Source organism: Bacteroides sp. AM16-24 (assembly GCF_003471885.1).
Classification (GTDB): Bacteria; Bacteroidota; Bacteroidia; order Bacteroidales; family Bacteroidaceae; genus Bacteroides.
This window is the reverse complement of sequence record NZ_QRKI01000006.1, coordinates 229,357-241,636: the sequence shown is the minus strand read 5'-3', so window position 1 is coordinate 241,636 and position 12,280 is coordinate 229,357. Positions and strand designations below refer to the sequence as shown.

Genomic DNA, 12,280 nt, shown 5'->3' with positions numbered 1-12,280 from the left:
GGACATACAAAATGAAAAAGACACAATCTATTATCTTTCTTCTGTTGATGTGTATGCGTTCAGTCGCTCAGCTTCCTGAATATGGTTTGCATATTCAATCCTACCCGCTTCAGAATTCTGAGTTTACCAGTATGGTATTAGAAGATGGAAAGCCCATAGAGACTAAAGGAGACAAAATTACCCTGAGTTTTAACCTCTGGGTGAGACCCGATAATGTATTCGGAACCGTATTCCGCATCATTACTGAAAACAATAAGAATGTCGATCTGATGTACAGTGTCAGCGAAAACGACAGACGCTTCCCAATTCTGGTCACTGGAGATGCAGTACACCCCATTCAAAAAGAAGTGAGGCGTGAAACTTGGACTTCAGCCAGCCTGACCCTCGATGTTAAAGAGGGAAATATTACCGTATTATATGATAGTACGGAAATCAATGTGAATTATCCCGACCTGAAGGGTACGCAGAAACTACGCTTTGCTTTCGGCTATTGTCCCTATGAGGGCTTCTCTTTAGCCGATGTGGCTTCCGTTAATTTAAGAGATATCAGTATCAAGCGCGGATTACAGGAGATACGTTTGTGGAAAATGGCGCGCCATAATAAGGAAGTCTGTTATGACGAGATTTCCCACAGTCCGGCTTCCGGCAAAAATACCCGTTGGATTATAGACCAGTATATCACCTGGAAGAAGATTCATTCACAGCAATTCAAATCTTCTCCCTCTGTAGCATTCGATCCTACTGTCGGAACTTTCTACATAGCCAACAATAAACAAAAGCTGTATGTTTTCCATACGGATGAAAGGATAACTGACACCATTCAGGTAAAAGGCGGTGAGTTTGTAGCCAACTATCCCAACCAGTTGATATATCTACCAGAGCAACATCAGTTGTTATCCTACAACCTGAATGAAAATCTATATTCATTCTTTGATCCTGCTTCACAAAGCTGGAAAGGGACACAGGCAGCCGTACAAGAACATGACTATTGGAATAATACACTCGTTTATAATCCGGCCAATTCTTCACTGATCAGCTTCGGTGGATATGGACATTATCATTATAATAACAAGCTATTGATCTGCTATCCTTATGAGGATACCCCGCAGCGTCACCTCAATCTGACGAATATTCATCCCAGATACTCTTCCAGTTCTGTCATAGTTGACAGCACACTTTATATCTTTGGAGGACGCGGTTGCCCATCCGGACGGCAAGAATTATCTCCCCGCAACTATTATGATTTGTATGCTGTCAACCTTTTGACCCAGCAAGCCAATAAGCTATGGGAATTCACTCAGATTCCGGACAGAGGAGATTTTCAACCCAGTGAAAACATGGTTTATGATACTGAAAAAAAATGTTTTTACTTCTTCAGTACCCAGCAAGGTGGTACGTTGATGAAAATTGATACTCAAACACCACATTTTGAGCTCATGTCATTGCCTATAGGACTGAAATTAGAGGCTCAGTATATGTATACCAACATATACTATTCACCAAAACAAAAGAAGTTATATACAGTGATTCACCAAGCTGAAGTAAGCGGAAAAGCTGATATAGGCATCTATGAACTGAATTTCCCTCCGATTCCCATTTCATCCTTTAAGCAGCCTGATGTGGTTGCAGACAATACCAGTCAAAACGATCAGCCATCTATATGGCTGTACATTATAGTCGGAATACTGGTTATTGCCGGAATGGGAGTCTTCTATTATAGAAAGAAAAAGGCTGAAATAAACCGGGTCAAGACCACCGCCGAGAACAACAAGAAAACGGAAACAAACAGCCTCCAATCAGAAACAGCGAATGGCTCTCTAATCAATGATATATCTGAGATAAAAATAGAAATGCCTATACACACAGAGACAACGACATTCCACAATTATGATTTCTCCAAGGGATGTGTTTGTTTCTTTGGTGGCTTCCATGTTGTGGACAAAGAAGGCAATGACATTACAGCCTTATTTACTCCAACCCTTAAGGCTTTATTGATATTGCTTATACTCTATACCGGAAGAGACTCCAAAGGAATCATTGGTCATAAACTAATCCAGCTATTATGGTATGACAAGACGGATGAATCTGCCAAGAATAACCGTAATGTATATATGAGTAAACTACGCGGTTTATTGGAAAAAGTAGGCGATATCAAAATATTGAATCAAAATGGCTTCTGGAGCATACAGTTTGAAGAAGGGACTATTTGCGACTATCTGGAAGCACTTCATTTATATAAAGAGAATAATAGTCAGAACTTAGAGAAGCTGCTTGAGTTATTGCTACGTGGTATGATGTTACCTAATATGGAAACCGATTGGATCGATACGTTCAAAAACGATTTTTCAAATAGCACTATCGATCTGCTTTGCAGATTACTGAAACGGGAAGACCTCTCGGAGACGTTAAAGCTAAAAATTGCAGATACACTATTCCAACATGACTACATCAACGAGGAAGCTCTTTGTGTAAAATGCCGCATTCTTTGTCAGCAAGGCAAGAAAGGGCTTGCCAAGACTGTCTATGATGCTTTCTGCAAAGAATATGCTGCTTCGCTGGGAACAGAATACAAGTTCTCCTTAATGGAAATTATCGACGAGCAAAACTGAAACAAATAGATACTCCAAAAGAAAAACGTCTGACCTGGATACTCCCAAGTCAGACGTTTCTTATGTTATATATCCAGATTCTACTTTGACTTATTTACGTTCCGGTTGTTTCATTTCCAACGGTTTTTCTTTACGCAACATTTTACCGGCCTGACCTACCAACCATAAATAATGGTCACTTCCGATCCCTTCTTCAATGGGCACAAATGTACTGGCACCAACAGGAACTTTTTTAGCACACTTAAAGATAGCTGTACCTTCGTCTATTTCATCAAACATGGCTACATAAATCATTTCGGCCCCTTCCTTGATAGCACCGGATAACTGTTTCCAAAGGAACGAACCTTTATTGCGCGGTATTTGCACACTATTCTCATGACCTTTCATATTACGCCAGGAGAAGCCCGGAAAAGCCAGAGGAGCATAGTCTACTTTATTTTTCTTAGCCCAGGCAATATCATCTTTAATCAGTTTCTGATAACGGGGATATGAATTCTCATTATAACGTCCCACGAACCACGGCATCACAACATCACACCGTTTTATCAATTCATGCAAGCGAGGGTCCGACTCGGTATCACCATTCAGTTCACGCCAATGCGTGGGTACTCCCAACATTACACTAAACCCCTGTGATTTCAAACCATTAATAATCTTTTCTGCTTCGTTCAGACCATAACGGCGACGGTCATTGAACCCTACACCCCAGATTGTAACCAGTGGTTTCCCGTTATGATACAGATAGGACGGGTTCTTAGCATGATCCTTTAAAGCATGGCGCTGAGCTATGTCGACAATATCCTTTAGCAGGACCTCTTCATCGCCAGGGCGCATACCACTCAAATCATACATCACGCAAATGGCGCGTTCATACTTATTAGCAGCCTTCATTGCTGAGTTCAGTACTATGTTGAAGTGATTCAATCCGCTCTTATTGCGAATCTCGCCTACAAAGCGTTGCATGAAAACTCCATCCAGCCCGTACTCTTTCATCCATCTGAAGTGAGTATCCACCGTAGATTCATCATGCGAAGAGAAAGTATAGGCCGGAGTTCCATCGGCAAACTTGAACTCCGTCTTATACAGTTTTTTATATTCCGATACTTCAGGCCAAAAATCAATCGTACAAGAACCGGGGCGAAAACCGTCGTGCCCGGTATAGTGATACCAACCACGACCGGCACCGTCATCAGGGGCATTGAACCACCCCTGATAACCGGCCATCACCAATCCTTTATACGAATTATACTGCTTGCCAGCAGCTTGTGCTGTAACACCTATTGAAAACAGCATACATACAATAAACCAATTTATTCTTTTTACCATAACCTATTTTATCTATATCACTTTTTTAAAACGCTCTTTGCAATGTGTACTTTTCTCCCGGTCGGGTCTGTATATCATACTCGTATATCCTGTACAGGATGGGGTACTGCGCCTTTAGGCCCTCTGCCACCAAGGGCTCCTTGATATCTCCACGTTTCATCAACGGGTTCGGGTTCTCACCTTTAGCTTCTTTCAAGCCGGCACCTTCCAGCGGTACATACGAACGTATACGCAAGTTTCCACCGATACGTGAAGTTACAATAGCCGTCGTCAGCTCACCGCCATCCCAGTCCATATCAACTTCGAAAGCACCACGTGCCACCAGACCTTTCACACTACCTTTGTTCCATGCCGTAGGCAGGGCAGGTAACAGGTGCAGAGCTTCATCATGGCTTTGAAGCAACATTTCGGCTACGCCTGCCGTGAAACCGAAGTTTCCGTCAATTTGGAAAGGCGGGTGTGCATCGAACATATTCGGATAAGTGCGTCCGTCAGGATTACCCTTCTCCACCAGCTTCAGCATATTTTTAATAATTGTATACGCATGATCTCCATCGAGTAGGCGTGCCCAAAGATTAATTTTCCAGCCGATAGACCATCCCGTAGCCATATCACCCCGATAGAGGAGCGAACGCTTAGCGGCTTGGAAAAGCTGAGGATGGGCATAAGGAGAAATCTGATTACTCGGATAAAGCCCATACAAATGGGAAACATGACGGTGATCATTATGCGGGTCATCCACATCAGCAAGCCATTCCTGCAACTGGTTATGTTTGCCTATCTGCATAGGAGGCAAGCGCTTGATCATGCCTTGCAGGCTATCGCAATACGATGTATGATCGGGATATAACAACTTCGTGGCGGACAGTACGGAAGTCAAAGCATCCAATACTATCTGAGTATCCATGGTACATCCAGCGGTCAACATGGTTCCTGTTCCCGGAGGACCTTGCTCGGGAGACATAGACGGTGCACAAACCATCCAACCGTACTTAGGATGCTCTACCAGGAAATCGAGGAAGAAATCAGCTGCCCCTTTCAAAGCCGGATAGGCAGTCTGTAGGAAAGCCTGATCTCCTGTATAGAGATAATGTTGCCACAAGTGCTGACTGAGCCACGCACCGCCCAAAGGCCAAACATACGAAGCACCATCCACCGGACCGGCCATGCGCCACAGGTCCGTATTATGATGCACCGTCCAACCCCGGCAATCATACAAAGTACGCGCAGTGCCTTGTGCCGACTCGGACAGTTCTTTCACCATCTGGAAAAGAGGTTGATGCATTTCGGGCAGATTAGTTACTTCTGCCGGCCAGTAGTTCATTTCCGTATTGATATTGATAGTATATTTTCCATCCCACGGAGCCAGCAATTCATGATTCCAAATGCCTTGCAAACCTGCAGGCTGCCCACCGGGTTGTGAAGAAGAGATAAGCAAATAACGTCCGAACTGGAACATCAGGGCTACCAATCCCAGGTCTTTTCCCTCGTTAAAGTGCTTAATGCGGTAGGAAGTTTCTTCTTTGCTGGAAGCACCTACATTCAGCGAGACACGTCCGAACAGCTTTTGATAAGCTTCCTCATGAGCTGCAAGGGCTTGTGCATAGGGGCGTTTCATGGCCTGCGACAAGAACTCTGTTGCACGGCGGGTTTCATTGGCACTTACGTCTTTATAATTGACAAAGTTAGTAGCAGCGGTTACATAGATCACTGCTGCGTCTGCTCCTTTCACTTCGATACAGTCGTTGGTGACGTTGACTTTGCCTTTCTCGGCCTTTATCTGCGTACGGGTTTCAAAGCGGATGGCACCCGGAATGCCTTCGTGTGCAGAGCCATGTCCGGACAGCAGCAAGCTTTTACCGTTCTTTTTTATTTCGTATTCTTTGTACGGAGTGCTATATCGAGTGGTAAAATTGACTGCTCCCGGTTTGTCGGCTTCGATACGCACAATCAGAGCATTATCTGCCAAGGATGTAAACACGGTACGAGTATAGTTTACTTCACCTATTTTATAACGTACAGAGGCTATCGCTTTCTCCAAATCCAGTTCCCTGCGATAATCGGAATAGTCAGCATGTCCTTCAAATTCCAGCATTAAACTGCCAATGGTTTGGAACGGCATACCATGTTGTCCGGTAAAAAAGTTATCGGCAATCACTTTTTCAGCTTCCTTCTCACGTCCGGAAAAAAGCAACTCCCTGACCGTAGGCAATACGCCGAGTGCCTTCGGACTATCGTTCCGGTGCGGACCACCACCCCAGACGGTCTCTTCATTCAGCTGTATTTGCTCGTTAACTACTCCGCCATAGACCATGGCGCCTAAACGCGAATTACCCAGAGGTAATGCTTCAGTCCATACTTTAGCCGGTTGCTTATACCACAGTTTCAGATCGTCAGCTTTGACCATCATGCAACAAGCACACAGCAGGCACAGACTTATTAAACGGTTTTTCATGATTCTTAAAATTTACATTTTCCAAATGCAAAGAAAAGCGTATCTCATTAATAAATTCAATGAAAATGCATTAATATCGACTTAAAATTATATTAATGCATATTGGATGATGGAATTTACTCAAAATCGTACAAAAATGAATTAAATGCAATAGCTAACTCCGTTCTTAGGCATTCCTATGCTTTTTCCCTTCCAACGGTTAGCCTTTTCCATCCGAACGTTTATTCTTTCCACCGTGGAGGTTCTTTCTTTCCACCATGGTGGAAAGAAAGTTTCCCCGTGATGGAAAGCAACTTTCTCCATGGTGGAAAGAATAAGTATCTACTACGATTTTCCTTAACCATCGCAGCGAAAAGAGATAAAAGTGGCGATGCGGCGGCTTAACCTCTGAAACTTATATTATTCATGCGAATCAGGAGGGGAAAGTATGTTCATATCCCGTCAAAAATGAGAAAATGGTATATAGAGCCCTGCCATCCCCTTCTTTCTCTACACATTCTTTTTCAAAGAGATAAAGCAGGCATTCCCAATATAATTACTACATTTGCAGAATAATCAACTACAAAAAGTACAAAGAAGATGGACTTAAACAAAGTATTTGCCACCGTGCAGGAAGCCAGTCGGGAATTGCTGTCGTTAAGCGACCGGAAAATCAATCAGATACTGCTGGCTGTAGCGGATGCCGCCTTGGCAAAGTCAGACTTTATTCTCGCAGAGAACAAGAAAGATCTGGAAAGAATGGATCCTAAAGATCCGAAGTACGACCGACTGAAATTAACCGCCGAACGCCTTCAAGGCATCGCAGCGGATACACGCAACGTAGCTACCCTCCCCTCTCCCGTAGGGCATATACTGAAGGAAAATACACACCCCAAAGGAATGAGACTTAAAAAAATAAGTGTTCCATTCGGTGTTATCGGCATCATATACGAGGCTCGTCCGAACGTTAGTTTCGACGTATTCGCACTTTGTCTGAAAAGCGGCAATGCCTGTATATTGAAAGGCGGCAGCGATGCTGACTACTCCAACAGGGCTATTATTAGCGTAATACACGAAGTTTTGGAACGTTTCCAAGTCAACCCTCATATCGTAGAGTTATTGCCTGCCGACAGAGAAGCAACAGCCGAACTGCTAAATGCAAGGGGGTATGTGGATTTGCTTATTCCCCGTGGCAGCAGTAGCCTCATCAACTTTGTGCGTCAGAATGCTACCATACCGGTTATTGAAACAGGTGCAGGTATCTGCCATACATTCTTCGACCGCTATGGTGATGTGGAGAAAGGTGCCGCCATTATCAACAATGCCAAAACCCGTCGCGTCAGTGTATGCAACGCTTTAGATTGCCTGCTGATTGATGAAGAGCGCCTCAGTGACCTGCCGGTACTTTGCGCTCCGTTGCCAGATAGCCATGTGATAATCTACGCAGATACGCATGCATACGATGTCCTGAAAGGCAGCTATCCCACCGATTTACTGAAAGAAGCTACGGAAGAAGATTTTGGAACGGAATTTCTGGATTACAAAATGTCTGTCAAAACCGTCCAGTCTATCCGCGAAGCCATAGCACATATCCAAAAATACGGCTCCAAGCATAGCGAATGCATCGTAACGAATGATAAAGCTCATGCCGAACAGTTCTGCCGTGATGTGGATGCCGCCTGTGTGTATGTCAACGTACCAACGTCCTTCACGGACGGAGCGCAGTTCGGGTTGGGTGCCGAAATCGGCATCAGTACACAGAAACTTCACGCCCGCGGTCCGATGGCGCTGGAAGAGCTCACCACATATAAATGGATTATCGAAGGCGAAGGACAGATAAGGGAGTGATAAGTGGCAGAGTGATAAGTGATCAGCCAAAGCCCCACCATAAATCATAAATTATAAATCATAAATATATAAGATGAAGAAGTTTACTTGTGTGCAGGACATCGGGAATCTGAAAGCTGCACTGGATGAAGCATTTGAAATTAAGAAAGACCGTTTCAAATACGTAGAGTTAGGACGAAACAAGACGTTGATGATGATATTCTTCAACTCAAGCCTGCGTACCCGCCTCAGTACGCAGAAAGCTGCAATAAACCTGGGTATGAATGTAATCGTACTGGACATCAACCAGGGAGCATGGAAACTGGAAACGGAACGCGGAGTCATTATGGACGGTGACAAACCGGAGCACCTGTTGGAAGCTATCCCCGTAATGGGCTGCTATTGCGACATCATCGGTGTACGCTCCTTCGCACGATTCGAGAATAAAGAAGATGATTACAACGAAATCATCATAAACCAGTTCATTAAATATTCCGGACGCCCTGTATTTTCAATGGAAGCAGCTACGCGCCATCCGTTGCAAAGTTTCGCCGACCTCATCACTATTGAAGAATACAAGAAAACGGCACGTCCTAAAGTAGTAATGACCTGGGCACCGCATCCGCGTCCATTGCCACAAGCCGTGCCCAACTCATTTGCAGAGTGGATGAATGCTACAGATTATGATTTTGTCATCACTCATCCCGAAGGCTACGAACTCGACCCGCAATTTGTAGGACATGCCCGTGTAGAATACGACCAGATGAAAGCATTCGAAGGTGCAGACTTCATCTATGCCAAGAACTGGGCTGCCTATGCAGGCGATAATTACGGACAAATTCTAAGTAAGGACCGTGAATGGACAGTAAGCGACCGCCAAATGGCTGTAACCAACAACGCCTACTTTATGCACTGTCTGCCTGTACGCCGTAATATGATTGTAACGGATGATGTCATCGAAAGCCCTCAATCCATTGTAATCCCCGAAGCCGCCAACCGTGAAATATCGGCTACAGTAGTATTGAAAAGACTACTTGAGTCACTTTAAAAAGTGATCCGGACAATGGACATTGAACTATTATACAAGTTTCGCCTTAGTTTGTCTTACACTCTAAGGCGAAATTTGTATTTTTGCTCAAAAAGCAAAGATAAGCTGCACCTCAACATTAAAAATAAGCAAGCTTATTTTGTACTGCTTTCAGTTTACATTATCTTTGCCTAAAGCGAAGATAAGCTGCACCTCAGCATTAAAAATAAGCAAGCTTATTTTGTACTGCTTTCGGTTTGCATTATCTTTGCCCCAAATAACGCTAAGGATTATGACAATAAAAGAGTTTTTTTCTTTCCGACAGAATAAATTTTTCTGGGTAAACCTGATTGCAATGATCGTTGTGGTTGCCCTTGTACTGTTTGGAGTTTTGAAGGGACTGGATATATATACCCGTCACGGCGAAGCGGTAGTAGTGCCCAATGTAAAAGGCATGGGAGTGACTGAAGCCGAAAAAATGTTCCGCAACCAAGGACTGACCTGTATTGTTTCCGACTCCAGTTACGTAAAGAACTTACCCGCCGGATGCATCCTTGAACATAATCCTGCTGCCGGACAGAAAGTAAAAGAAGGACGCACCATCTATCTGACAATAAACACACTGAATGTACCTTTACAAATTGTTCCCGACGTAGCAGATAATAGTTCCATGCGTCAGGCACAGGCACGTTTATTAGCGACCGGTTTCAAGCTGGCCGAAAACGAATACATAGCCGGTGAGAAAGATTGGGTGTACGGCGTAAAGTACAAAGGACGCACACTGACCAACGGTGAAAAAGTTCCCGTAGGTTCCACACTTACCCTAATAGTAGGGGATGGCGGAGCCTTAGCTCAAGAGTCAGATTCTACAAATACGGAAACCACAGGTTCTGTTTCTTCCGGTGATTCTGCTACTGACGACTCTTGGTTCTAAACATTATATTTGGAGAATAAGCAACTTTCAATCATAATAACACATAGAAAAAACGAGGAATGATAGAAGAATTGCCGGATGACATAGCGATTGATGATGACCTGGACGACGTAGAGCCTGTCGGTGATGAGGCCCAACTCTATGAACACTTCCGTGTGGTAGTGGACAGGGGACAGGAAATGATGCGCGTAGATAAGTACCTTTTCGATCGTCTGACAAATGCTTCACGCAACCGCATTCAGAAATCAGCAGAAGCAGGTTTTGTAATGGCTAATAATAAGCCTGTCAAAAGCAGCTATAAAGTGAAGCCTATGGACGTCATTACCATTATGATGGACCGTCCACGCTACGAAAACGAAGTCATTCCCGAAGACATTCCACTCAATATTGTTTATGAGGACAAATACCTCATGATAGTGAATAAACCTGCCGGACTTGTTGTGCATCCGGGACACGGTAACTACCACGGAACTCTAGTGAACGCCATAGCCTGGCACATGAAAGATAACCCCGATTACGATGCCAACGACCCGCATGTCGGTCTGGTGCACCGCATCGACAAAGATACTTCCGGTTTGCTCGTTATAGCAAAGACACCGGACGCCAAAACCAATCTCGGCATACAGTTCTTCAACAAAACCACCAAACGACGTTATCGTGCATTGGTATGGGGAATCGTTGAACAGGACGAAGGAACCATTATAGGTAACATCGGCCGGAATCCCAAAGACCGTATGCAGATGACCGTGTTGCCCGACGACCAGGGTAAACATGCTGTTACCCATTACCGGGTATTGGAACGTCTGGGTTACGTCACCCTTGTGGAGTGTATTCTCGAAACGGGACGTACCCATCAGATACGTGTACACATGAAGCACATCGGCCACGTACTCTTTAATGATGAGCGCTATGGCGGACACGAAATTCTGAAAGGTACTCATTTTAGTAAATACAAACAGTTTGTAAACAATTGCTTCGATACTTGTCCACGGCAGGCATTACACGCAATGACGTTGGGCTTTGTACATCCCGCCACCGGTGAGGAAATGTACTTCACTTCTGAAATGCCCGACGACATGACCCAGCTGATAGACAAATGGAGAGGCTATATCAGTAACAGAGATTTAGAATGAAACGCACGATTGCTATCGTTTGCGGAGGTGATACCTCCGAATTCCAGGTTTCCCTGCGCAGTGCGCAAGGAATCTATTCCTTTATCGATAAGGAGAAGTATACATTATATATCGTCGAAATGCACGGACTCGACTGGCACGTGCAACTTCCTGACGGCAACAAAGCTCCCATCGACCGGAACGATTTCAGTTTTCAGGTAGATGGCAAGAAGGTGACATTTGACTTTGCCTATATCACCATTCATGGAACTCCGGGTGAAGACGGACGTTTGCAAGGTTATTTCGACCTTCTTCATATCCCTTATTCCTGTTGTGGTGTATTGGCAGCCGCACTTACTTACGATAAGTTTGCGTGCAACCAATATCTAAAAGTATTCGGTGTGCGCATTGCAGAGTCTTTAGTACTCCGTCAGGGACAGTCTATTTCCGATGAAGATGTAATAGAGAAGATTGGTTTGCCTTGTTTCATCAAGCCCAGCCTGGGTGGTTCCAGCTTTGGCGTAACCAAGGTGAAGACCAAAGAACAAATACAGCCTGCCATTGTTAAGGCATTTGGTGAAGCACAGGAAGTCCTGGTGGAAGCCTTTATGGAAGGTACGGAAGTAACCTGCGGTTGCTATAAGACAAAAAAGAATTCAGTAGTATTCCCTATTACGGAAGTAGTAACAGAGAATGAATTCTTCGACTACGACGCCAAGTATAACGGACAGGTTTCTGAAATTACTCCCGCCCGTATCTCCAACGATCTGACTCACCGGATACAGACTTTGACTTCAGCCATCTATGATATCCTGGGAGCTTCCGGCATCATCCGCGTAGATTATATTATCACTGCCGGAGATAAAATCAACCTGCTGGAAGTGAACACTACACCCGGAATGACGGCCACCAGTTTTATACCCCAACAGGTACGTGCTGCAGGTTTAGACATTAAAGATGTAATGACTGATATAATTGAGAACCAGTTTTAGTGACTAAGGGTTAATGATC

Annotated in this window: 8 protein-coding genes; 6 read left to right on the top strand and 2 right to left on the bottom strand. The window is 44.3% G+C overall.

Features of this window, described 5'->3' with window-relative positions; translation table 11 throughout:
* The first annotated feature begins 11 nt into the window (after positions 1–11).
* Complete coding sequence (locus DW182_RS09715; protein ID WP_118295362.1) at positions 12–2,609, top strand: hypothetical protein; 2,598 nt, start codon at positions 12–14, stop codon at positions 2,607–2,609.
* Between the two features lie 90 nt (positions 2,610–2,699).
* Here the strand turns inward: DW182_RS09715 and DW182_RS09710 are convergent, their stop codons facing one another.
* Positions 2,700–3,935 carry a glycoside hydrolase family 71/99-like protein gene (locus DW182_RS09710; protein WP_118295361.1) on the bottom strand — a complete coding sequence of 412 codons (1,236 nt, stop codon included), beginning with the start codon at positions 3,933–3,935 and terminating at the stop codon, positions 2,700–2,702.
* Between the two features lie 25 nt (positions 3,936–3,960).
* Positions 3,961–6,390, bottom strand: a complete 2,430-nt coding sequence (locus DW182_RS09705) for a glycoside hydrolase N-terminal domain-containing protein (RefSeq protein ID WP_118295360.1) — start codon at positions 6,388–6,390, stop codon at positions 3,961–3,963.
* Positions 6,391–6,969: 579 nt separating this feature from the next.
* Between DW182_RS09705 and DW182_RS09700 the strand changes: the two genes are divergently transcribed.
* From DW182_RS09700 to DW182_RS09680, 5 genes are all read left to right on the top strand, one after another.
* A complete protein-coding gene (locus DW182_RS09700) occupies positions 6,970–8,217 on the top strand; it encodes a glutamate-5-semialdehyde dehydrogenase (protein ID WP_118295359.1) in 1,248 nt (415 codons plus the stop codon).
* A gap of 73 nt (positions 8,218–8,290) precedes the next feature.
* Complete coding sequence (locus DW182_RS09695; RefSeq protein WP_021967945.1) at positions 8,291–9,244, top strand: acetylornithine carbamoyltransferase; 954 nt, start codon at positions 8,291–8,293, stop codon at positions 9,242–9,244.
* A gap of 271 nt (positions 9,245–9,515) precedes the next feature.
* Entirely contained in the window at positions 9,516–10,157 is a 642-nt protein-coding gene (locus DW182_RS09690; protein WP_007660535.1) for a PASTA domain-containing protein, read from the top strand.
* A 59-nt stretch (positions 10,158–10,216) separates the two neighbouring features.
* Positions 10,217–11,290 (top strand): RluA family pseudouridine synthase, encoded by a 1,074-nt coding sequence (locus DW182_RS09685; RefSeq protein ID WP_007660536.1) that lies wholly within the window; start codon positions 10,217–10,219, stop codon positions 11,288–11,290.
* Complete coding sequence (locus DW182_RS09680; protein ID WP_118295358.1) at positions 11,287–12,261, top strand: D-alanine--D-alanine ligase; 975 nt, start codon at positions 11,287–11,289, stop codon at positions 12,259–12,261. The genes DW182_RS09685 and DW182_RS09680 overlap by 4 nt, the downstream gene beginning before the upstream one ends.
* Positions 12,262–12,280: the final 19 nt, after the last annotated feature.